At 57.0% G+C, this 24,663-nt stretch carries 14 protein-coding genes; 11 read left to right on the top strand and 3 right to left on the bottom strand.

Going from position 1 to position 24,663, the window contains the following annotated elements; translation table 11 throughout:
• Window positions 1-9 precede the first annotated feature (9 nt).
• From treZ to MLE19_RS13690, 10 genes are all read left to right on the top strand, one after another.
• Window positions 10-1,854, top strand: coding sequence for a malto-oligosyltrehalose trehalohydrolase (gene treZ, locus MLE19_RS13645; RefSeq protein ID WP_240718713.1), 1,845 nt, complete (start codon window positions 10-12; stop codon window positions 1,852-1,854).
• Complete coding sequence (malQ, locus tag MLE19_RS13650) at window positions 1,851-3,992, top strand: 4-alpha-glucanotransferase (RefSeq protein ID WP_240718715.1); 2,142 nt, start codon at window positions 1,851-1,853, stop codon at window positions 3,990-3,992. Before treZ ends, malQ begins: the two co-directional genes overlap by 4 nt.
• Window positions 3,985-6,768, top strand: coding sequence for a malto-oligosyltrehalose synthase (treY, locus tag MLE19_RS13655; protein WP_240718716.1), 2,784 nt, complete (start codon window positions 3,985-3,987; stop codon window positions 6,766-6,768). The genes malQ and treY overlap by 8 nt, the downstream gene beginning before the upstream one ends.
• A 75-nt stretch (window positions 6,769-6,843) precedes the next feature.
• The gene (locus MLE19_RS13660; RefSeq protein WP_240718718.1) at window positions 6,844-7,449 is read left to right on the top strand and encodes a DUF2934 domain-containing protein; all 606 of its coding nucleotides are present in this window, start codon (window positions 6,844-6,846) and stop codon (window positions 7,447-7,449) included.
• A 79-nt stretch (window positions 7,450-7,528) separates the two neighbouring features.
• Window positions 7,529-9,727, top strand: coding sequence for a glycogen debranching protein GlgX (gene glgX, locus MLE19_RS13665; protein WP_240718719.1), 2,199 nt, complete (start codon window positions 7,529-7,531; stop codon window positions 9,725-9,727).
• Between the two features lie 58 nt (window positions 9,728-9,785).
• Window positions 9,786-11,813 carry an alpha-1,4-glucan--maltose-1-phosphate maltosyltransferase gene (locus MLE19_RS13670; protein ID WP_240718720.1) on the top strand — a complete coding sequence of 676 codons (2,028 nt, stop codon included), beginning with the start codon at window positions 9,786-9,788 and terminating at the stop codon, window positions 11,811-11,813.
• 118 nt (window positions 11,814-11,931) lie between these two features.
• Complete coding sequence (gene treS, locus MLE19_RS13675; protein ID WP_240718722.1) at window positions 11,932-15,279, top strand: maltose alpha-D-glucosyltransferase; 3,348 nt, start codon at window positions 11,932-11,934, stop codon at window positions 15,277-15,279.
• Complete coding sequence (glgB, locus tag MLE19_RS13680) at window positions 15,272-17,497, top strand: 1,4-alpha-glucan branching protein GlgB (protein ID WP_240718723.1); 2,226 nt, start codon at window positions 15,272-15,274, stop codon at window positions 17,495-17,497. The genes treS and glgB overlap by 8 nt, the downstream gene beginning before the upstream one ends.
• A 205-nt stretch (window positions 17,498-17,702) precedes the next feature.
• Entirely contained in the window at window positions 17,703-18,932 is a 1,230-nt protein-coding gene (locus MLE19_RS13685) for a spore maturation protein (protein WP_240718724.1), read from the top strand.
• Window positions 18,933-19,110: 178 nt separating this feature from the next.
• Window positions 19,111-19,989, top strand: coding sequence for a DMT family transporter (locus tag MLE19_RS13690; RefSeq protein WP_240718725.1), 879 nt, complete (start codon window positions 19,111-19,113; stop codon window positions 19,987-19,989).
• Window positions 19,990-19,997: 8 nt separating this feature from the next.
• On the opposite strand, the gene MLE19_RS13695 is transcribed toward MLE19_RS13690, so the two are convergent.
• From MLE19_RS13695 to MLE19_RS13705, 3 genes are all read right to left on the bottom strand, one after another.
• Window positions 19,998-20,213 (bottom strand): DUF2798 domain-containing protein, encoded by a 216-nt coding sequence (locus MLE19_RS13695; RefSeq protein ID WP_306420917.1) that lies wholly within the window; start codon window positions 20,211-20,213, stop codon window positions 19,998-20,000.
• 125 nt (window positions 20,214-20,338) lie between these two features.
• The gene (locus tag MLE19_RS13700) at window positions 20,339-22,522 is read right to left on the bottom strand and encodes an OsmC domain/YcaO domain-containing protein (RefSeq protein ID WP_240718726.1); all 2,184 of its coding nucleotides are present in this window, start codon (window positions 22,520-22,522) and stop codon (window positions 20,339-20,341) included.
• 117 nt (window positions 22,523-22,639) lie between these two features.
• Complete coding sequence (locus MLE19_RS13705; protein WP_240718727.1) at window positions 22,640-23,524, bottom strand: alpha/beta fold hydrolase; 885 nt, start codon at window positions 23,522-23,524, stop codon at window positions 22,640-22,642.
• 126 nt (window positions 23,525-23,650) lie between these two features.
• On the opposite strand from MLE19_RS13705, the gene MLE19_RS13710 reads away from it, so the two are divergent.
• Window positions 23,651-24,661: a zinc-binding alcohol dehydrogenase family protein gene (locus MLE19_RS13710; protein ID WP_240718728.1), complete on the top strand. Its 1,011-nt coding sequence runs from the start codon at window positions 23,651-23,653 to the stop codon at window positions 24,659-24,661.
• Window positions 24,662-24,663 lie beyond the last annotated feature (2 nt).

Here is a 24,663-nt window from a genome sequence, read left to right on the forward strand (position 1 = left end):
GGATAAGCGATGCTTGAAAGGCCACGGCTCCAAAAAAAACAAGCGTTCCAACCCACCTTCGGCGCACAGGTCGTCGAGGAAGGTTTAACACGCTTCGTGCTCTGGGCGCCGAGCGCTCACCGGGTTGATGTAGAGGTTGAGGGGCTGCCCAGTGTCACGATGGATAAAAGCGATGACGGGTGCGCAACGGCCGAAGTAGCCTGTGGGCACGGTGCTCGCTACCGCTACCGTATATTTAATGAGAAAGACGATGAGGGTGATGAGCAGGGCAGCGTGGTTCCCGACCCCGCTGCCCGCGCCCAGGCCGGGGATATCAACGGTCCCAGTGTGGTGATCGACCCAAGTCACTACCAGTGGGAAAATGTCGACTGGCAAGGACGTCCGTGGCATGAAACCGTGCTCTACGAATTGCATGTCGGCACCCTGGGTGGTTTTAAAGGCGTGCGCCAACACCTCCCCCATCTAGCTGAATTGGGTATCACCGCCATTGAGTTGATGCCGGTCTCAGAATTTCCCGGTGCGCGTAATTGGGGCTATGACGGCGTGCTCCCCTACGCGGTTGAAGCCTCCTATGGCAGCCCCGATGACATGAAAGCCTTGATCGACGAAGCCCACTCCTATGGTTTGATGGTGTTTCTCGATGTTGTGTACAACCACTTCGGTCCCGACGGTAACTACTTAGCCAACTACGCCGACGCTTTCTTCCGAAAGGATCTCGTCACGCCCTGGGGGCCCTCCATCGATTTTCGTCAACCGATGGTACGCCGTTACTTCATTGATAACGCCTTGATGTGGCTTGAGGAGTACCAACTGGATGGCTTGCGTTTCGATGCTGTCCACGCCATTAGCGAGCAGGACTTCCTGGTCGAGCTGTCCGAAACAATACGTGCGCGAATAGCCCCCGAGCGGCATGTTCATCTGGTACTGGAGAACGAAGGCAATACCGCCAGCCTACTCAACCAACAGCAGTTTACTGCCCAGTGGAACGACGACTGGCACAACGTTTTACATGTATTGCTGACCGGCGAGCAGGAAGGCTATTACGGCGACTTTGTCGATGACGCTACCCCCCGCTTGGCCCGCTGTCTCAGTGAAGGCTTTATATTTCAGGGCCATACATCGCGTCATGGTCATTGCCGAGGAGAGCCCAGCGCCCATCTGCCGCCGACAGCCTTCGTCGCGTTTCTCCAAAATCATGATCAGACCGGCAACCGCGCCCTCGGCGAGCGGTTAAGTGTGCTAACTGATGCCGACTCACTGGCTGCCGCTGAGGTTTTACTGCTGCTGTCACCCATGATCCCGCTGCTATTTATGGGCGAAGAGTGGGGCTCCACGCAGCCATTCCTATTCTTCACCGAACACAATGAGGAACTCGCCCAAGCGGTTCGTGAAGGAAGACGGGCAGAGTTTGCCGACTTCAGCGCTTTTTTCGACGAACAGAGCCGCGAGCAAATACCTGATCCAAATGCACTAACCACTTTTGAAGCCTCTATTCCCGATTTTTCAATGCGGGAAACAACTCCTTATTCCGCTTGCCTTGCGCGCTATCGCACCCTGTTAGCGCTGCGCCACCTGCATATTGTGCCGCGTTTAGCTTGCGCCGAAGCACTAGGTGCAAAAGTGCTAGGCGACAAAGCAGTACTCGCTCGCTGGCGGATGAATGACGACACACAGCTGATGATAGCGCTCAATCTTAGCCAGCAGTCGGTGGCCACGCCCGGGCTGGGAGTAGGTCAGCTACTTTATGAAACCAGCGAAGGAGCCGCAAAGGCCGCCGAGAGTGGCAGGCTGCCTCCCCGCACTGCGGCTGCCTGGTTGCGCGATAACCCCGGTGAAGAGGAGGTGTGCGAATGAAAGCGTTGCTAAGGGAGCTAGCCGACGCGGCAGGTTTACTGCTTGAGTGGGAAAATAGCGACGGCGAGCCCTGCCAGCTCTCTGAGCAGGTTCAGCGTAACTTACTGGAAGTACTGGGCTATTCAACGCCCAGTGAGTCCGCCATGGAGGAAGGCTTGCAACGCCTGAAACGTCTGAATGCGCCGCAAAGCCCTGCAGAATGGCCACCGCTGCTTACCGCCGACTGTGGCACACCGATCATGCTGCCCTCGCCGCTATCTCCCGGCACCGCGTTTACATTGCAGCTTGAGCAAGGCGGTTCTCAAAAAGGCTACCTTGACGATGACGGTGCGGTGCCCAGTGTTACCGAGATTGGCTATCACCGGTTGCAGATAGCCGATACTGAATTGACCCTGGCCGTCGCACCTCACCAGTGCTATTCGCTTAGTGACGCCAGCGGCGAGTCTACGCCCAGGATGTGGGGATTGGCGGCACAGCTTTACGCGCTGCGGCGCCCCGGAGATGGTGGAATCGGCGACACCTTGGCGCTGGAGCAGTGCGTTGTGCATGCAGCCGAGCAAGGCGCCGATGCTCTGGCGATCAGCCCTACCCATGCCATGTTTAGCGCCGACCCTGAGCGCTACAGCCCCTACTCCCCCTCCACACGGCTCCTCTATAACGTGCTTTATAGTGCTGCGGAAACTCTGCTGGGCGAAACCTGCGTCCATGAGGCTCAGGCCCGCAATGGGCTTCAGGCTGAGTTGCGCCGACTGGAAGCAGATGACTACCTCGACTGGCCCGAAGCAGCCCGCGTCAAGCTCTCCTGGCTGCGCTATCTCTACGATGATTTCATGGAACGTGAAGATTATGAGGCCCAAGCCCTCCACCAAGAGATGCAGGCATTCCGCCGTGCGGGCGGTGAACTGCTGGAAGATCATTGCCGCTTTGAAGCTCTGCAGAGAGAACTCGGCCCCGGCGATTGGCGAGACTGGCCTGAAGAGCTTCGCGACCCAGCCAGTTTGACGCTTGCTCACTTCGCCGAAACCCGTACCGATGAAATAGGTTTTCATGCGTTCTTGCAGTGGTTAACCGCCGATGGGCTAGCCCGTGCCCAGCGTACCGCCCGCGAGAGGGGTATGGCGATCGGCTTGATCACTGACTTGGCGGTGGGGGCGGATGCCAGAGGCAGCCAAACATGGAGCCGCCCAACAGATATGCTGGAAGGTGTCTCGATCGGCGCCCCACCCGACCTATTCAATGCCAATGGCCAGGACTGGGGCCTCGCTGCTTTCTCGCCTTTTGGTCTGAAGCGCTCAGGCTTTCGTAGCTTCATTGACATGCTACGCAGTGCCTTCGCCCACGCTGGCGGGGTGCGGATCGATCATATACTTGGCTTAATGCGATTATGGCTCATTCCTCAGGGCGCGCCGCCTTTTGAAGGCGGTTACCTCAGTTATCCCCTGGACGACATGCTGCGACTAGTGGCACTAGAGTCCTGGCGGCATCGTGCCATCGTGATTGGGGAAGACCTGGGCACCGTCGCACCTGGCTTTCGCGAACGCCTTACCGCACGCGGCATATTGGGCATGCAGGTGCTGTGGTTCGAGCAGGATGAGGCGCACAACTACCTTCCCGCCAGCAACTGGAAACCCAACGCCATAGCAACCACCTCGACCCATGACCTGCCCACCGTGGCAGGTTGGTGGGCGGGGCGCGATATCGAATGGCGCAGCCACTTGGGGTTACTCAAGGAAACGCAGAGCGCCGAGAGCGAACAGCTAGCCAGGCGTCAGGAGCGTGCCAAGCTAGCCAGCTCCTTGGGCTTGCTAGGCGCGACGCCCACCACCGAGACACTAGAAGCGGCTGACATTCCTGCCTCGCAGGTACTCAATGCCTGCACGCGCCACCTGGCCGGCACCCCTGCGCCATTACTCATACTCCCGGTTGAGGACGCGCTGGGGCTTGAGGAGCAAGCCAACTTACCGGGTACGTTAGATGAGCACCCTAATTGGCGGCGGCGCTGGGCATCCCATGCCAATGACTTGCTGACATCCGATGAGGTTCGTCAACGGCTAGCGGCGCTGGCACATACACGCAAAGCCATCTCCCAAGGCAAACCATCACGATCCGGCCAATTTGGAAAATCGACCCATGAATGAAATCCTCGCCACTGTGCGGTTGCAGTTTCACCGCGACTTTACCCTAGCGGATGCCGAGCAGTGGGTAGACTATTATGCCAGCTTGGGGATCAGTCATATTTATGCCTCACCGCTACAGGCATCACGTACCGGTTCAACCCATGGCTATGACGGCATCGACCCAACGCGAATCGACCCCGAGTTAGGCGGCGAGGCAGCGCTTGAGCGCTTAGTGTCACGGCTGCGCTCGCGCGGTATGGGGCTAATACTTGATATTGTCCCTAATCACCTGGCAGTGGGTGGCTCACAAAACCGCTGGTGGCAAGACGTGCTGGCCTGGGGGAAAGAGAGCCCTTACGCCGACTTTTTCGATATTGACTTCGATCACGCGGACTCCTCGCTAGCCGGAAAGCTGCTTGTGCCGTTCTTGGGGGACCCTTACGCCGAGATACTTCATTCAGGCGAACTAGAACTCAGCTACGACGTCGATACGGCTGGCTTCCATGTTGACTATCACGAGCACCGCTTTCCCATCGACCCACGTCATTACGGCGATATATTGCGCTTTGCTGAACATAACGTGCTGCACGAACAAGCAGCTTTTTTCGATGCCCTTCTGCAACGTGATGACGCCTATACCGCCGCTGACGATGTGCGTTACCAGCTAAATAAGGTGATGGAATCCCCCGCTGCCCGTCAGTCACTCGATGAGCTCATGCCACTGTTTGACGGCGCCAACCCTAACGGTGCCATTCGCCTGCATAACTTGCTTGAACGCCAGCACTACCGCCTGGCGTGGTGGCGCACCGCCTCTGATGAGATCAACTGGCGGCGCTTCTTTGATGTCACCGAACTGGGCGGGCTACGCGTTGAAGTGCCGGAAGTGTTCGAGGCCGTTCACGCCCTGCCGTTCCGTTTGGTCGAAGCGGGCTGGATCGACGGCTTAAGGGTCGACCACGTCGATGGGCTTGCCGACCCTCGCGGTTATTGCCTCAAGCTGCGCCAGCGCCTGGATGAATTGCAGGCCAAGCGACCGTCCGATGTGCCTCACCAAATTGCTCTCTATGTAGAAAAGATTCTGGGCGATGGCGAAACGCTACATGACGACTGGGGAGTGGACGGTACCAGCGGTTATGAGTTTATGAACGAGGTCTCGGGAATACAGCACGACCCAACCAGCGTCGCACCACTGCGCGCGCTTTGGCAGGAGATCAGTGGCCGTGATGGTGATTTTTCAGCGGAGGTACGTCTGGCTAGGCGTGAAATACTGACGTCACTGCTGGCCAGCGAATTCAATGCCTGTGCCAACGCTCTGCATGCCGTCGCTCGCGCCCAGCTTACCAGTCGCGATATTAGCCTAGCGGCCATCAGCCGGGCACTGGAAGCATTAATCGTTCACTTCCCCATCTATCGCAGCTATGCCGATGAGGCCGGGCGCCCAGAGGCCGATGCTCCCTTCTTTGCTCAGGCGATGCGAGGTGCTCGGCAAGCGCTAAATCCGCCAGATATTGCGGTGCTCGAGGCGTTAGAACGCTGGTTAGGCGGCGAAGCGCCTTGCGATATTACTAAGGATGACGAGCGCCGACTGCGCCAGCGCGCCATTGTGCGCTTCCAGCAGCTCACTTCACCGGTCGCAGCCAAGGCAGTAGAGGACACGGCGGGTTATCGCAGTGCCGTATTAATCTCGCGTAACGATGTGGGTTTTGATGGCGAGCACTTCAGCCATTCTCCTGAGCACTTTCACGCGGCGAATCTCCGGCGCGCCCGCGAGTTTCCTCGCTCCATGGTGACCACCGCTACCCACGATCACAAGCGTGGCGAGGACGTTCGTGCGCGGCTGGCCGCCCTCAGTGAACACGCCACCTACTTTGCAACGCAAGTGGAACATTGGCGGCGGCTAGCAGCGCCACTGCGCCGCTCGTTGCCCGATGGCCCCGCCCCCTCGCCGGGCGATGAACTGATTCTCTACCAAGTGCTGCTAGGCGCTTGGTCGCCAACGCTTGTTCCGCGGAATAGCGACGCGATGCATACGTTTTTCCAACGGCTCACTCAATGGCAGCAAAAAGCGCTGCGTGAAGCCAAGTTACGCAGCCATTGGCTATGGCCAGATGATAGCTATGAGTCGGCCTCTCAAGCGTTCCTGGAAGAGTTACTGACAACGCCTGCCCTGCGCGATTCCATTGCAGAGGCAGCGCGCACTATCGACCTACCGGGCGCCCTCAACGGATTAGTACAGACAGCGCTGCGCCTGACCGTACCCGGCGTACCCGACCTCTACCAGGGGGGTGAATTCTGGGAAGACAGCCTGGTAGATCCTGACAACCGTCGCCCCGTCGACCATGCAGCGCGTAAGGCAGCACTGGAAGCGTCGCTGACGCCCACTGAAGCGCTATCCACGTGGCGTGATGGACGCGTAAAACAAGCGCTCATCGCTCGCTTGCTGACGTTACGCCAACGCTACCCGCAGCTGTTTATGCGTGGCGATTATCGCCCGCTTTCAGCAACGGGTGAGCATGCCGATCACTTGATGGCATTTACTCGGCAACACGCCGGTTACCAACTGCTAGTAGTGGTACCCAGGCTAACGTCTGCCCTGCTTGCCGATGCCGAGCATCCGCATATCCCTCCACACCACTGGAAAAATACTTCTCTCCAGCTGGAGTCCGGTGTTTGGCAAGGGGTATTGGCAGCGACCTCTCTTACGGTAGGTGACCAGAGCATTCCCATCGGGACGCTGCTCAAGGAGTTCCCCATTGGGGTTTTCCTGCGTGATGACGTCACTGAGGAGAGCGCTTGAGTTACCGCAACCACTGATCAACTTTGCTAAACACTGACTTTGCTAAACATTGAAAAGCACACTGGGAGAGCTGAGATGACTGACGAAGAACGCGTGCGGCAACTGGCCTACAGCATCTGGGAAGCGGAAGGACGCCCCGAAGGCCAGCAGCAGCGCCACTGGGATAGAGCGTTAAAGATCGTTGCCGCGGAGCAAGCAGCCGGTAATGACGCCGACCTGGAAGAAGTCGGCGAACCAGTGGACGAGACCCCCATTCTGGAGGAGGACTTGCCGCTGGAGGAGGATGAGGTAGGCATCCAGGAGAACCGTTTACCGCTGGAAGATCCCGACGGCGACCCGGCCTTCGATGAAGCTCCCTTTCGAGACGACACGTTCATAGGGCAGGACGTGCCGGTTCAGGATCGTGGGCATCCGCCCCAGACACCCACCGACCCTGAAGATACAGCGAACTCTATGGAACCGCTGCCTGAAGAGTCCGCCACGGTGGCACGTACTCGTCACCCGCGTCGTAGCAGCGACCCGCTGGCCGCTAGCAAAAACACGAGCACAACAGCCAAGACCACAGCTAAGAAAGCCGGTAAGACGGCAACGGCTAAAAAGACAGATGCCAAGACAGTGAAAAAAGCGACGCCAAAGGCGAAGAAAACCAACCCGCCCAAGGCAAGCGACCCCGATAGTTAGTTGTTAAAGATGTCGTGAAAAAACAGACGTTAAACGTTAGCCAACTCCCAAGTGCCCGAATGGCTCAAGGATGAATGCAATGAGTACAAGCAACGCCTCGCGGGACAGCGATAAGTCCGTTGCCGCCAACGAAACTCCAAGCGTTATGCGGCACGCACGTGTTCACGAAGGATCGTCGTTTCCGTTAGGGGCGACATGGGATGGGCTAGGCGTTAATTTCGCACTGTTCTCCGCGAATGCCACCAAAGTTGAGCTATGCCTGTTTGATGAAACCGGCGAACAGGAATTGGCGTGTGTTGAACTACCCGAATACACCGACGAAGTTTGGCACGGTTACCTGCCCGACGCCCGCCCCGGCCAGCTTTACGGTTACCGAGTACACGGACCTTACGCCCCTGAGGAAGGCCACCGCTTCAACCCTAATAAACTGCTACTCGACCCATACGCCAAGCAGATTGTGGGTGACGTTAAATGGGATGAAGCACTGTTTGGATACACCATCGGGCATCCCGACGGCGATCTAAGTTTCGATGAGCGTGACAGCGCACCGTTTATGCCGCGCTGCCGCGTGATCGACCCGGCCTTTACCTGGGGACGCTCGCGGGATGTACAGCTGCCTTGGGATCACACCATTGTTTATGAGACCCATGTGCGCGGCTACACCATGCGCCACCCGGCGGTGCCTGAAGCGCTACGCGGAACCTTTGCCGGTTTGATGGTCAACGATGTGGTTGACTACATCCGCTCGCTTGGCGTTTCGTCGGTTGAGTTACTGCCGATCCACGCCTTCGTTGATGATCAACGCCTGTTAGAGCAGGGGCTGCGCAATTACTGGGGCTACAACACGCTCGGTTTTTTCGCGCCGCATTCGCGCTATATCTCGGGTGAGAGCATCAATGAATTTAAAGAGCTGGTAGCGCGTTATCATGCCGCCGATTTAGAGGTCATCCTCGACGTGGTTTACAACCACACCGCCGAGGGCAACGAACTAGGCCCCACTCTTTCTCTTAAAGGCATCGACAACGCCTCTTACTATCGGCTGATGCCCGATGAACCGCGCTACTACATCGACGACACCGGCACGGGTAACACCCTTAATCTGAGCCATCAGCGTGTGCTGCAAATGGTCACGGACTCGCTGCGCTATTGGGCCACGGAGATGCGTGTCGACGGTTTCCGCTTTGACTTGGCGACCATCCTTGGCCGCGAACCCCACGGCTTTGACGAGGGAGGCGGCTTTCTCGACTCCTGCCGCCAGGATCCTATCCTCAGCCAAGTCAAACTGATTGCCGAACCTTGGGACTGCGGCCCCGGCGGCTATCAGGTCGGTGGCTTTCCGCCGGGCTGGGCAGAGTGGAATGACCAGTTCCGCGATACGGTGCGTGCTTTCTGGCGCGGCGATGAAGGGCAGTTACCGGAGCTTGCAACCCGGCTAATGGCATCGGCTGATTTCTTCAAACGGCGCGGACGGCGGCCATTCGCCTCGGTTAACTTCGTCACTGCCCACGATGGCTACACCCTTTACGATCTGGTGGCCTACAACGATAAGCATAACGAGGCGAACGGCGAGGAGAATATGGATGGCCATGGCCACAACTTATCGTGGAACCATGGCGTCGAGGGCCCTACTGACGATGAAGATATCCAAGCACTTCGGCTGCGTCAGATCCGTAATTTGATCGCCACCACGCTGTTCTCCCAAGGCACGCCGATGCTGCTGGCGGGCGATGAACTTCTACGCACCCAGCAAGGCAACAATAACGCCTACTGCCAGGATAACGAGATCAGTTGGGTGGATTGGAACCTCGATGGTGACGCCCACGCCATGATCGAGTATTTGCGGCGGGTAATTGAGCTTCGGCTGCGCTACCCCATCCTACGTCGAGGTCGCTTCCTTTCCGGTGAATACAACGAAGAAATGGGGCTCAAGGAAGTGACTTGGCTGGCCCCTGATGGTGCTGAAATGGATGTTGAGCGCTGGGAAGATGCCGAATCACGTACCCTCGGCCTACTGCTTGACGGCCGCGCTCAGCCTTCCGGCATACGCCGTGCGGGGGCCGATGTCACCTTGCTGCTGATTTTCAACGCCCACCACGAGTCAGTCGCTTTTCAACTCCCCGAAGCACCGAGCGGCAGCGGCTGGTTATGCCGTCTCGACACCAGCAAAACCATTGACGAAGCCCCGTTCCAGCGCGGCTTTGGTGAAGAACATAAGATGGAGAGTCGCTCACTGGCCCTGCTAGAGCTCGTGCAGCACGACGAAGGCGCCGTTACCTAGACATGAGGCGGCGCGGATACCTTCGTTGTCGTTTTCGCGCTGCAAGGAGAAGCATGCGATGAGTTCACCTGTCTATCCCACGTCCGGGGATCTCCCGGCACAGAGTCAACACCAGAGCCATGGTCTCGCGGCCACCCATGCTCCACGCATTGCCATTGAAGCCATCACCCCTTCCCTGGATCAAGGGCGCTTTGCGCCCAAGGCGATCGTGGATGAAGCGGTCGTGGTCAAAGCGACGATCTTCGCCGACGGCCACGATATGCTGGCAGCTGCGCTCTGTTGGCATGACGATGAGGGGCAGCAACAGCGCGTTCCCATGCGACAAGTAAAGCCATTGGGGCTCGACGTGTGGGAGGGCCACTTTACGCCCCAGCGGGTGGGCCGCCATGGCTTTATTATCGAAGCCTGGTGGGATGTCTACGCCACTTACCACCACGAACTACTAAAGAAACACCAGGCAGGCGTTCCCATTGAGCTTGAACTCGAGGAAGGCAGACGGCTAATTGAACGAGCCGCCGAGCGAAGCGCAGAAGTGCTCAATGCGTCGCTGGCGGCGATCCTTGAGCAATTTCGCCTTGCTCAACAAGAAGCCGATCTCGTTGCGCTACTTTTAAGCAGCGAGACGGTTAAATTGATGCAGGAAGCGGATAATCGACCGCACTTAACCCGAAGCGATGTCCTCTACCCGCTAGATGTTGAACGTCTAAAAGCACGTTTCGCTAGCTGGTACGAACTCTTCCCCCGTTCGGAAACCGACGATCCCAATCGCCACGGCACGTTCAAGGATGTCCACAGGCGGCTACCGTTGATCCGCGATATGGGCTTTGACGTGCTCTATTTCCCGCCTATCCACCCTGTCGGGCGAGCACATCGCAAAGGGCCTAACAACACCCTCATCGCTGGGCCAAGCGATCCAGGCAGCCCTTACGCTATTGGCAGCGAAGAAGGCGGGCATGAGGCCATCCACCCTGAGCTAGGCACCCGCGAAGATTTCCGCGATCTGGTCCGCGTTGCCGAAGACCACGGCCTGGAGATAGCGCTCGACTTTGCCATTCAGTGTTCACCGGATCACCCCTGGCTCAAGGAGCATCCTGGCTGGTTCTCCTGGCGGCCCGACGGCTCGATTCGCTATGCCGAGAACCCGCCTAAGAAATATCAGGATATTGTCAACGTCGACTTCTACGCCGAGGAGGCAATTCCCTCACTCTGGCTTGAACTGCGTAACGTGGTTCAAGGCTGGGTGGATGAAGGCGTGAAGATTTTTCGCGTTGATAATCCGCACACCAAGCCACTGCCCTTTTGGGAGTGGCTAATTGCCGATATTCGCCAACGTGACCCCGATGTGATTTTCCTGGCCGAAGCGTTTACCCGCCCGGCCATGATGCTGCGCCTGGGCAAGCTGGGTTTCACACAGAGCTATACCTATTTCACCTGGCGCCATACCAAGGCGGAGTTAACCGAATATTTCACGCAGCTCAACGAATCGCCACTGCGGGACGGCTATCGACCCAACTTCTTCGTCAATACACCTGACATCAATCCCTACTTCCTGCAGTCGTCCGGTCGTGCGGGATTCCTGATTCGCGCGGCGCTGGCCACCATGGGATCAGGATTGTGGGGCATGTACTCCGGCTTTGAACTCTGCGAAGGCGCACCGGTACCCGGCAAGGAGGAGTACCTCGATTCAGAGAAGTACCAGCTTCGCCTGCGCGACTATAGCGCCCCCGGCAACATCATCTATGAGATCGCCCAGCTCAACCGAATCCGGCGCGAGAATCCGGCGCTGCATAGCCATCTTGGGCTGACTTTCCATGCAGTACACAACGACCGTTTATTGCTCTTCGCCAAGCGCACTTCGCTAAACGACGAGGCCATATTAATCGCCGTCAATCTTGATCCTTTCGAGCCTCAGGAGGGCGCATTTGAATTGCCCATGGCGCTATTCGAACTTCCCGATGAGGCGGCCCTGCATGTGGAGGATCTTATGAGTGGTCGTCAATGGACCTGGCATGGCAAATGGCAAGCGATGCGGTTAGACCCCGCCGTCATGCCATTCGCCATTTGGCGTCTTCGCCCGGTTCACTAGTTTCCAGTTTATTAGCTACCGGTTTACTAGCTCCCGGTTTATTAACAACGGTCTTGGCTTGGAAGCCGCTAGTTCATGTCAATTTTGACCTAATGATCAAAGCAGAGAGGGTAAGCCAATGATGGATGCCAGCAGCGAAACACACGCCGTCGAGGCGATGGATTTCCTCGATGACCCACTCTGGTATAAGGATGCGGTGATTTACCAGGTACATGTGAAGGCCTTCTTCGATGCCAACGACGACGGTATCGGCGATTTCGAAGGCTTGATTCAGAAGCTGGACTATATCGTCAGCCTCGGTGTTAACACGATATGGATACTGCCGTTTTACCCGTCACCCCGGCGCGATGACGGCTACGATATCGCCGAATACACTGGTGTGAGCCCTGACTACGGCACGCTCGATGACGCCAAGCGCTTCATCCAGGAGGCCCACCAGCGCGGGCTGCGCGTGATTACCGAGCTGGTCATCAACCACACGTCCGACCAGCATGAGTGGTTTCAGCGCGCGCGTCAGGCGCCGGCCGGCTCACCGGAGCGGAATTTCTACGTATGGTCGGACACCGACCAGGCCTACGCCGGCACGCGCATTATCTTTCTGGACACCGAATCCTCCAACTGGACTTGGGACCCGGTGGCCGGCGCCTACTTCTGGCATCGTTTCTACTCCCATCAGCCGGATCTCAACTTCGACAACCCCGTGGTACTCGACGAGATTCTTAAGGTCATGGCGTACTGGCTGGACATGGGGGTGGATGGCCTGCGCCTGGACGCCATACCGTATCTGGTCGAGCGCGAAGGCACCAACAACGAAAACCTGCCCGAAACCCACGTGGTACTCAAGAAAATCCGCGCGGTACTCGACGAGCGCTACCCCGACCGCATGCTGCTCGCCGAAGCCAACCAGTGGCCCGAGGATACCCGGCCCTACTTCGGCGATGGCGACGAGTGCCACATGGCGTTCCACTTCCCTTTAATGCCGCGCATGTACATGGCACTGGCTCAGGAAGACCGCTTCCCAATTACCGATATTCTACGTCAGACGCCTGAAATACCGGCCACCTGCCAGTGGGCGATCTTCTTGCGTAACCACGACGAACTGACCCTTGAAATGGTGACCGATAAGGAGCGCGACTACCTCTGGAATCACTACGCCGCCGACCGTCGGGCTCGTATTAATTTGGGCATTCGTCGTCGATTAGCGCCCCTGCTGGAACGCGACCGGCGGCGTATTGAGCTGCTTAACAGCTTGCTGCTCTCCATGCCGGGCACGCCGGTGCTCTATTACGGCGACGAGATTGGTATGGGTGACAATATCTATCTCGGCGACCGTGACGGCGTGCGAACGCCCATGCAGTGGTCGGTGGATCGCAACGGCGGCTTCTCCCGTGCCGATCCGGCCAAGCTGGTGCTGCCGCCCATTATGGACCCGCTTTACGGCTACCAGACGGTGAATGTGGAAGCGCAAATTCGCGATTCCCATTCGCTGCTTAGCAACATGCGGCGGCTACTGGCGGTACGCAGCCAGCACCGTGCTTTCAGCCGCGGCACCATGCGGCCGCTCTACCCCTCCAATCGGCATATTCTCGCCTACCTACGCGAGATGACACTCGATAATGGCGAGACAGAAACACTGCTATGCGTGGCCAATGTGGCCAGCACAGCTCAGGCCGTGGAGCTCGACCTTTCCGCGTTTGCCGGTCAGGTGCCGGTAGAAATGGTCGGCGGAAGCGCTTTTCCACCGGTGGGTAAACTGGCGTACCTGCTGACGCTGCCTCCCTACGGATTTTTCTGGTTCTTGCTGGCCCCAGCTACCGCCATGCCGGAGTGGCATGTTCCTGTACCAGAGCCCATGCCAGATTTCGTTACGCTGATTATCAAAAAGCGCCTTGAGGAGATTTTTGAAGAGACGCCCAGGCGGTTATTAGAACGCGAGACGCTGCCCAGCTACCTGCCCAAGCGGCGTTGGTTCGCCGCCAAGCAGGCCCGCATTGAGGAAGTCCATTTACACGCCACTGCCAGCCTTGAGCACGGCGGGCACTTACTGCTGTTCAGCGAACTAGAGGTCAAACATGGCCAAGGCAGCGAGCGCTACCAACTGCCGCTGGCTTTTCTGAGCGAAGATGAGCAAAGCAATCCTCTACCGCAACAGCTCGCCATGGCACGGGTGCGTCGTTTCCACGAAGTCGGGCTGCTAACCGATGCCGTCACCCTGGATGCCTTTACGCTGGCGGTACTGGAAGGCATGCGGCTCGGCAGAGTGCTGCCTTATGAGAAAGGAGAAATCCATTTCTTGCCCACCGCTGCCTTCGCCGAACTGACGCTTCCCGAGCATCCTGAGGTAGTGCAGCAGAGTGCCGAGCAATCCAATAGCTCGGTGATCATCAACCATCAATTAGTGCTCAAGCTGTTTCGACGCTTGGAGCCGGGCACTCATCCCGAAGCGGAGATCGGCAGTTACCTGACTGAGCGGGGCTTTAAGCATACCGTGCCCTTGTTCGGCGTGGTAACCCGGCTCGAAGAGGGAACCACGCAGACGCTCATGGTTCTGCAAGGCTTCATCGACAATCAGGGCGATGCTTGGTCATGGACGCGCACCAAGCTGGAACGGGCCATTCGTGAAGCGGTGGCAGACGACGAACGCGCAAGCGAGTCAAAAGCCGAAGCCCGCTACGGTGCGTTCGAGGAGTTGGCAGAGTTTGCCACGACACTGGGGCGCCGGCTGGGTGAGCTACATATGGTGCTGGCGACGCCCAGCGACGACCCAGCATTTGCCCCCGAAGTTGCTGACGCCTCCCATGTCCAGCACTGGACACAGCGCGTGACACAGCGCGTTGAGGAAGCGCTGAACGTGCTAGAGCAACACAAGAACACCGCCAGCGAAGCCGAGCAGCAACTTGCCGATACCATTTTGGCGCGTCGTTCCACGCTAGTGAATGCTATCAACATGATGGCGGCACTCGCCGAAGGCAGCTTGCTCACCCGCATCCATGGCGACTTGCATCTTGGTCAGGTACTGGTGGCCCATGACGATGCCTACATCATCGACTTTGAAGGCGAACCAGCCAGGCCCTTGGAAGAGCGTCGTGCTAAGGATAGCCCGCTGCGCGATGTGGCTGGCATGTTGCGCTCCTTCGACTACGCCTATGCCAAGGTGGAAGAAGCCCGGCCCGGCGACCATGAAGGCGCCGATACGCACACCGACACCAGCCACGCGGTGGTGGAACAGTACCTGCTCAAAGGTCGCCAAGCCTTTCTCAACGCTTATTGGCTGGCCACCATGGACATGCCCCACGAGTGGAAGCAAGCCAGTGGAGCCGCTGCGGCGGTGGATCTGTTCGTGCTGGAAAAGACGGCTTATGAAATCGCCTACGAAGCCGCCAATCGCCCAGAATGGCTGGGTGTGCCGTTGCACGGCCTAGCCGCTCTCATCGAGCAACTCACCCCAGGAGAGCCACATGAATGATGCTATTCACACCCGACCCCTTCTGGATCGCAGCTTGTGGTTGACTGAGGATGACGCCAGGGATCTAGCGCAAGGAACCCATCGCGATCCCTTCGCCATCCTCGGTATTCACAGTGATGGCAAAGGGCAGTTCTTACGGGTCTTCCTACCCGGCGCAGTGGGGGTTGATGTTCTCGACCGCGAAGGTGGCAGTGTGCGTTGCTGCCTGACGGGCATGCAAATCCCTGGTCTGTTCGCTGCCCGACTACCCCATGCGGCTCCCTATCTGCTGCGAATTCGCTGGCCCCAAGGCGAACAGCTAACCGAGGACCCGTATAGTTTCGGCCTGCTACTGGGCGAAATGGATCTCTACCTGCTAGGCGAAGGCAATCATCGACAGCTGGGGCACTGCCTGGGTGCCCAGCCTATGACTCTGGAAGGCGTTGATGGTGTGCGCTTTGCGGTCTGGGCACCGAATGCCCAACGCGTCTCCGTGGTGGGGAATTTCAATAGCTGGGACGGCAGACGACACGTCATGCGCCTGCGTATCGCCGCCGGGGTGTGGGAATTATTCGTTCCGCGCCTCGGCCCCGGGGAAGCGTACAAATATGAGATTATCGAGGCCACCGGGGCCATTGGTCTACGTGCCGATCCTGTCGCGTTGGCCACTGAACCGCCCCCCTCTACCGCCTCAGTAGTGGCCGACACCGCGCCCTTTACTTGGCATGACGACGCATGGCTCGCCCAGCGGGGGAAAACCCATGATCCGTCTCGGCCAATGAGCATTTACGAAGTGCACGCTGCCTCCTGGCGCAAACATGGCGGCGACAACGGCGAGCTCTATAGCTGGCGCGACCTGGCCGAGCACTTGATACCCTATGTGTTGGAGATGGGGTTCACCCACGTTGAGCTACTGCCCATCATGGAGCATCCATTTGGTGGCTCCTGGGGTTATCAGCCTCTAAGCCAGTTTGCGCCCAGTGCCCGCTTCGGCAAGCCGGCCGATTTCGCCTACTTCGTTGATGAGTGCCACCAATCGGGGCTGGGCGTCATTCTCGACTGGGTGCCCGCCCACTTCCCCACTGACCCCCACGGCTTGGCGCGTTTTGATGGCACCGCTCTGTACGAATATGAGCACCCTTTTGAGGGCTTCCATCAAGATTGGGACACCTACATCTACAACCTGGGCAGACGGGAAGTGCATGGTTTTATGCTGGCTTCGGCCCTGCACTGGCTGCGGCATTTCCATGTCGATGCACTGCGCGTCGATGCCGTTGCCTCAATGCTCTATCGCAACTACTCCCGCAACGAAGGAGAGTGGATACCTAACCGCTTTGGTGGCCACGAGAACCTTGAGACGATCGACTTCCTGCGCCATCTTAATGACGTCATCAACGAGGAAGCCCCCGGTACGATTGTGATCGCCGAGGAGTCTACCGCTTGGCCGGGTGTCACTCAGCCGACTAATGAGGGCGGCCTGGGTTTTGCCTATAAATGGAATATGGGCTGGATGCACGACACGCTGGAATACATCGCCAAGGATCCGGTATACCGTCCCTACTCGCATCACGACATGACCTTTCCCATGGTCTACGCTTTCTCCGAACGCTACGTGCTGCCGATTTCCCATGACGAGGTAGTCCACGGTAAAGGCTCACTGATTTGCAAGATGCCCGGAGACGAGTGGCAACAGTTTGCCAATCTGCGAGCCTATCTCTCCATTATGTGGTCGCAGCCCGGCAAAAAATTATTGTTCATGGGCTGTGAGTTCGGGCAGTGGCGGGAGTGGAGCCACGACCGTGAGTTGGACTGGTCGCTGCTCGCTGAGCCCCGCCACGCGGGCCTTCATCGTTTGCTTAGCGACCTTAACCGCTGTTACGGGGCGCTACCCGCCCTGCACGAATGTGATAGCGAACCTCAGGGGTTTACCTGGGTCGTGGGCAATGACAACACCAATAGCGTCTTTGCCTGGTTGCGCTGGAGTGCCTCCGGTGAGCCGCTGCTGGTCGTTGCCAACATGACACCAGTGCCACGCCTGGGTTATCGCCTGGGCGTACCTCGTGCCGGTGGTTGGGAAGAGCGCCTCAATAGCGATGCAGAATGCTATGGCGGCTCCAACATGGGCAACCTGGGTCGGCTGACGGCTGAAGACTCCCCGCTGCATGGGCAGATTGCCAGCCTGGAACTGACCCTGCCGCCACTAGCGGTACTGCTGCTAAGCCCGGCCGAAACCCCATGACCAAGTAAATAGCCGAGATACTTATCGGAGCACGTAAAAGTGAAGGCCCTGACTCGATACTGAATCAAGGCCTTCACTGTATAACCAGCACAACCTACTCTTTCTTTCGCTGTGGGGTTAGCGAGAGCGGGCATTCATTGGTTAGGATAAACGGCGTTGTCTGTTTAACTACCCGTCGCTTCACTGCCCAGGATGCCCTACCCACATGCTCAACGGAATTTGGTTAAGCTTCTTCGTCGCTGCCTTCGCGGCCTCCCTCTGGCAGTGGCTGGTGGGTGGCGATAGCGAGGTATTTGCGCGCTTGGTGCAGTCGCTGTTCGATATGGCGGAAGTCAGCGTCAATATTATTTTGGTGCTGTTGGGCACCATGACGTTGTGGCTGGGGTTTCTTTCAATTGCCGAAAAGGCGGGGTTGATTCGTCTGCTAGGGCGCGTGCTTGACCCGCTGTTCTGTCGTTTAATGCCTGAGGTGCCCCGCGGTCACCCCGCCATGGGGCTAATCAGCATGAACTTCGCGGCCAATATCCTTGGGCTGGATAACGCTGCCACGCCAATCGGCATTAAAGCAATGCACTCGCTGCAAACTCTCAACCCCAGTAGCGACACCGCCAGCAATGCGCAAATTCTGTTTTTGGTGCTCAACACCTCGTCGCTGACGCTACTGCCGGTTACGATTTTTATGTACCGCGCCCAGCAAGGCGCTGCCGACCCTACCCTGGTGTTTTTGCCTATTCTGCTGGCCACCACCGCGTCAAGCCTAGTAGGACTTTTGGCCGTTTCCATTATGCAACGCTTAAAGCTCTGGCAGCCGGTGGTACTGGCCTATTTGGTGGTTGCTGCCTTGGCGTTGGGGCTATTAATCACTACGTTGGCCGGCATGTCCGCCCAGGCGCTGGCGGCAGCCTCTACGCTGGTCGGCAACCTGACACTGTTTAGTATTGTGATGATGTTTCTGGTGGTCGGGGCGCTGCGCGGGGTAAAGGTGTATGACGCCTTTATCGAAGGGGCCAAAGAGGGCCTGAGCTTTACCATCACGCTGCTCCCCTACCTGATTGCCATGCTGGTGGCGGTTGGGGTATTGCGTGCCAGCGGCGTGCTCGACGCTGGGCTAAGCGGCATTCGCTGGCTGGTCGAGGGCTTCGGTTGGGACACCCGCTTTGTAGATGCCCTGCCTACGGCGTTTGTGAAACCCCTTTCCGGTAGTGGCGCCCGCGCCATGATGATCGAAACCATGGACACCTTCGGGGTCGACAGTTTCGCGGGGCTGCTGGCGGCCACTATGCAAGGCAGCACCGAAACCACCTTCTATGTTCTTGCGGTCTACTTCGGCGCCGTCGGTATTACCCGTATCCGCCACGGCCTTGGCTGCGCGCTGGTGGCTGACTTAGCCGGTGTTACGACGGCCATTGCCGTGTGCTACTGGTTTTTTGGATAGTGGCTGTAACGCTCGTATTTCACAGCATGTCTGCCACACTTACCGACGGCGTACGTTTAGATGCCAGCGGGAACTGGCGATTTGAGTACTTTACACCATTACTGTAAATGCTTCGTATGGAGTGAGTCAGCTTCGCATGGATTGCGGAGCCTTATCGAGACTACAAGGAGAGTAACCAATGGGAATTAGTACTGCGTTTGTGGCGCTCGCCGCGTTTTTCTGGGGAGTGTCCGGCGGGATTGGCAGCATACTGATGGACAGTGGCTGGGCTCCTTCCGTCGTATCATTCTATCGTGGGTTTGTCGGGCTGCTTTTCGTACTTGTCTGGTTGCTGATTCGACCACGTAGCAGTGGGCTCTCGAACCGTAAGTTATGGCTCTGGGCTGCTATCGCAGGCTTAGGGGTAGCAGGCAACTTCTCTTTCTATTTCATAAGTATCGAGCACGGTAGCGTGGCTGTGGCTGCCACACTGATGTATTGCGCCCCGGTGTTTGTTTATCTCATATCATTTGCGCTAAAGCTTGAAAGACCCACAGTTTCAAAGTGGGCAGCCATCGCTCTCGTCATGGTTGGTATTGTCTTGCTGACAAAGCTTCACGAAGTAGGCGCCAGCGGTTTATCCCTGATCGGTATAGGAACTGGGCTACTCGCGGGGCTCTCCTACGCGGTATTCATTTTCGGCTTTAAATATGCGGCTCCCCATGGCAGCCCCCAAGCCATACTTTCGATTGCCTTCGCAGTGCTTTCCATCGTGCTCATATTGCCAAGCGATATTGACCAAACCGTGAGCGTTTTAGGCTCACCACAATGGCCCTTGTTCTTAACCCTGGGCGTACTCGGGGCAGGCCTATCGTTTGTGTTTTATATCATCGGCCTGAAACATACTGCGCCGGCCCTAGCCTCGATGATAGCAATGGTGGAACCCGTCACCGCAACCCTATTTGGCTTCTTACTCTTAGATGGAAGCCTCGACGTTATTCAAATGATTGGCATGGGGTTGATACTCATCACCGTAACGACGCTAAGCGTTATTTCTAGCAAGGCTAGTAAATCATAGCCAAGCACTCAGAGCTTCTCAGCAATGCGTTGGGCTAGCTTATGAATAAAAGGGCCGCTGATAAACGCGATGATTCCGGCGGCTGGCCACGCTAAGAACCAAGCGTGCATCCAAAGGCTAAAGAAATTGGAATGCGCACCAATATTTACGAATGTGATCCAGGCAGACATGATCAGTGATAGCGTAAATGACATAAGAATTGCGAAGATAATTCTGTGTTTCATGGAAGTCCTTAACTACCGTTTCACATGCATCAAGCTAAAAAGTCTATATTTCAGGCATCCAACCTACTCTGCTGATGCACTAGCACCAGCAGAGTAGGTTAATAATCATCGTGTCTGATTGATGCTTAAATACTAGCTTTTGCCGCCCGTGCCGCGTGAAGCTTCTTATAGCTTTCGATCAAGCGCTGGTGGCGTTCAAGGCCTTCCAACTGCATGTTGGTTGGTGTAAGGCCGTGGAAGCGCACTTCCCCATTCACCGAGCCAACAACAGCCGCCATGGTCTCTTCACCGAACATGCGCTGGAAGTTGTATAGATAGTCTTCAAGTTCCAGCTCGTCGTCCAGGACAATTTCCAGCACCGCATTCACTGCCTGATAGAACAAGCCGCGCTCGACGGTGTTGTCGTTGTACTGGAGGAACATCTGCACACAGTCCAGCGCCTCTTCATGACGCTGCAGCGCCAGATAGACCAACAGCTTCAGTTCCAGAATGGTTAGCTGGCCCCACTCAGTGTTTTCATCAAACTCGATACCAATTAGGGTGATGATATCGGCGTGGTCATCCATCTGGCTCTCTTCCAACCGCTCAACCAGATCAGTGAGCTGATCGTCGTCTAGGCGGTGCAGATTGAGGATATCTTCGCGGTAATCCAGCGCCTTATTGGTGTTATCCCAAATCAGATCTTCGATGGGATAGACCTCGGAGTAGCCCGGCACCAGAATGCGACAGACAGGCGCGCCCAAATCTTCGTGAACCGCCATGTACACTTCTGCACCTAGCTCTTCAAAAATGCCAAACAATGTTTCGGCTTCTTCATCATTGCTGCCCGAGAAATCCCACTCGCTGAACTCGAAGTCAGGCTTGGCACTAAAGAAACGCCAGGAGACCACGCCCACCGAGTCGATAAAGTGCTCAACAAAGTTGTTGGGCTCGGCCACGGTTTGTGAGTTAAAGGTCGGCAGCGGTAGATCATTCAGGCCCTCGAAGCTGCGGCCCTGAAGTAGCTCAGTCAGACTGCGCTCCAGCGCCACTTCGAAGCTGGGATGAGCACCAAAGGAAGCAAACACACCGCCGGTGCGCGGATTCATCAGGGTGACACACATGACCGGAAACTGCCCGCCCATGGAGGCATCTTTGACCAACACCGGAAACCCCTGAGCTTCCAAAGCGTTGATGCCTTCGACAATGCTGGGATATTTCGCTAGCACACTCTGCGGCACATCCGGCAGGGTGAATTCTTGCTCAAGGATTTCCCGCTTTACCGCCCGCTCAAAGATTTCCGAAAGGCACTGCACCTGGGCTTCCACTAGGGTATTGCCCGCGCTCATGCCGTTACTCAGGAACAGGTTTTCGATCAGGTTGGACGGAAAGTAAACCGTTTCGCCATCGGATTGGCGCACATAAGGCAGAGAGACAATGCCCCGGTCTTCGCGGCCCGAGTTGGTATCGATCAGGTTGGAGCCGCACAGCTCGCCTTCCGGGTTGTAGATCGCCAGGCAGTGCTCGTCGAGAATCTCCGCAGGCAGTTCATCGTTCGGGCCCGGCTTGAACCACTTCTCATTGGGGTAGTGAACGAATTCGCTATTCGCGATCTCTTCGCCAAAGAACTGGTCGTTGTAAAAGAAGTTGCAGCTCAGGCGCTCGATAAACTCGCCCAATGCCGAGCACAGCGCGCTCTCTTTGGTGGCGCCTTTACCGTTGGTAAAGCACATGGGGGCAGCCGCATCGCGAATATGCAGCGACCAGACGTGAGGCACGATGTTGCGCCAGGAGGCGATTTCGATCTTCATGCCGAGGTCGGCCAGTATCCCGCTCATATTGGCGATGGTCTGCTCCAGCGGCAGGTCCTTGCCCTCGATATAGGTGCTGCCTGCTTCCGGGGTGCCCATCAATAGCGCCTGGGCGTCTTCGTCGATGTTTTCGACTACTTCGATCTGGAACTCGGGGCCGGTCTGGACGACTTTCTTCACCGTGCAGCGGTCAATGGAGCGCAGCATGCCTTCGCGATCCTTTTCCGATATATCTTCTGGCAGCTCGATCTGTATCTTGAAAATCTGCTTGTAGCGGTTTTCCGGGTCGACAATGTTGTTTTGCGACAGGCGGATATTCTCGGTGGGAATATTCCGTGCGTTGCAGTACACCTTGACGAAGTAGGCAGCGCACATGGCCGATGAAGCCAGGAAATAGTCAAACGGCCCAGGCGCCGAGCCGTCGCCCTTATAGCGAATTGGCTGGTCGGAGATGACCGTAAAATCGTCGAACTTGGCCTCCAGGCGGAGGTTGTCGAGATAGTTAACTTTGATTTCCATGAGCGGGCGTCCGGGGTAATGAGTGTGCCTGGGCGGTTAAATACATAAGCCGGTAGGCGAATGGCAGCCATTATCCAGTTTTTTACCCGATTCGTCTTGGGCAGTCGCTTTATTCGCCTATTCACCACCGAGCAAAAACGGCAGCGCTTCCTCAAGCAGTAGTTCGGGGACCTCCTCGGCGATGTAGTGGCCGCATGGAAGCGCTTTGCCATCTACCTGGGCGGCTACCTTGCGCCATTCAGCCAAGGCATCGAAGCAGGCTTCAATGGCCCCTTCGGCGCCCCACATCACTTTTAGCGGGCAGGTGATTTTTACGCCCGCGTCGATATCCGCCTGATCGTGTTCTAAATCAATCGTGGCGCTGGCGCGATAGTCTCCGCAGATACCGGTGGCCGTACCGGGAAGCGCAAGGCAGCGTTCATACTCAGCTAGCGCTTCCAGTGAGAAAGGCGCCATACCGGCACTGCGGGCGCCCATCACGCTTTTCAGGTATTGGGCAGGGTCGCTCTGAATCAACATTTCCGGCAGCGGCTGAGGGCGAATCAGGAAGAACCAGTGCCAATAGCTACGCGCAAAGGCCTCCGTGGTGCCGCGATACATGGCCAGCGTGGGGGCAATATCTAATAGCACCATACGCTCTACGCGCTCAGCGTGGTCAATCCCTAAACGGTGAGCGACCCGCGCGCCTCGGTCATGGGCCAGCACTTTGAAATGCTCAAAACCGAGCGCGCTCATTAGCTCGGCCATATCGTTCGCCATGGCACGCTTGGAGTAATTAAGGTGCTCGGGGTCATCAACAGGCTTACTGCTGTCGCCGTATCCGCGCAGGTCGGCTGCGATAACGGTGAAGTGCCGGGCAAGCTCCTCTGCGAGTTTGTGCCAAATCACGTGAGTCTGAGGGTGGCCATGAAGCAGGAGCAGTGCCGGACCACTGCCGCCCATTCGAAAAGCGATCTCGACGCTATTAACGTGGCGCGTCTGTTTTTCAAACCCTTCAAACATGATGAGCTCCTAACTTATGTCATAACGAATCAATTCAGCCTGCGCTGATATTACGCAGCAGAGTTCTTTTTAATAAAACAACATCCGGGCATGATGGTGCCACTTATCGTTAACAAGAGAACTACTATGAAAGCGTTCGCCTTTACTCAAAGCCTGGCCATCGACCATCCTGATGCACTTCAAGAGATTGAGTTACCTATCCCAGCACCAGAAGCCCACGACATTCGCGTTGCAGTTAGTGCGATTTCCGTAAACCCGGTGGATGCCAAAGTGCGTAACAGCGCCCTGCTAGAAAGCGGCGAGCCGCGTGTGCTGGGTTATGACGCAGTGGGTATTGTGGATGCCATTGGCAGCGCTGTTACGCGTTTTCAGCCGGGTGATCGCGTATGGTACGCGGGCAATATTGCTCGCCAGGGCTCTAACGCTGAGTTTCAACTGGTCGATGAGCGCATCGCCAGCCTAGCTCCGAAAAGCCTTTCTGACGCCCAAGCAGCCGCTCTGCCGCTAACTGCCATTACCGCCTGGGAACTGCTGTTTGACCGGCTGGAGCTGGGCACGCGCAATACTCAAGGTAAAACCTTGTTAGTGGTTGGCGCTGCGGGTGGCGTGGGCTCTATTTTGATTCAGCTTGCTAAACAGCTCACCGATATTACCGTGATCGGTACGGCGTCCCGACCCGAAAGCCAAGCATGGGTGACGTCATTAGGCGCTGATGCGGTGATTGATCATCACCAGCCGCTGGATGAAGCGCTGATCGCCGCAGGCTACGAGCAGGTGGATATGGTGATTAGCCTCAATCAAACCGATCACCACTTTGATGCGATCATTAAGGCGTTAAAGCCGCAAGGCAAGCTGGCACTGATTGATGATCCTGAGCTGATTGATGTGCGTAAGCTAAAAATGAAAAGCGTGTCACTGCATTGGGAGCTGATGTTTACCCGCCCGCTGTTCGCGACGGACGATCTCGCCAAGCAGCATGACCTGCTCAGCGAAGTAGCAGCTATGGTCGATGACGGTCGGCTAAAAACTACCCTAGGCGAGGTATTGGGCCCCATCAGCGCCGAGAACTTAAAACGTGCGCACGCCCTGATTGAGAGCAACAGCACGATTGGCAAACTGGTCTTGGAAGGCTTTTAATA

The sequence above is a fragment of the Vreelandella neptunia genome, from assembly GCF_022489065.1.
Classification (GTDB): domain Bacteria; phylum Pseudomonadota; class Gammaproteobacteria; order Pseudomonadales; family Halomonadaceae; genus Vreelandella; species Vreelandella neptunia_A.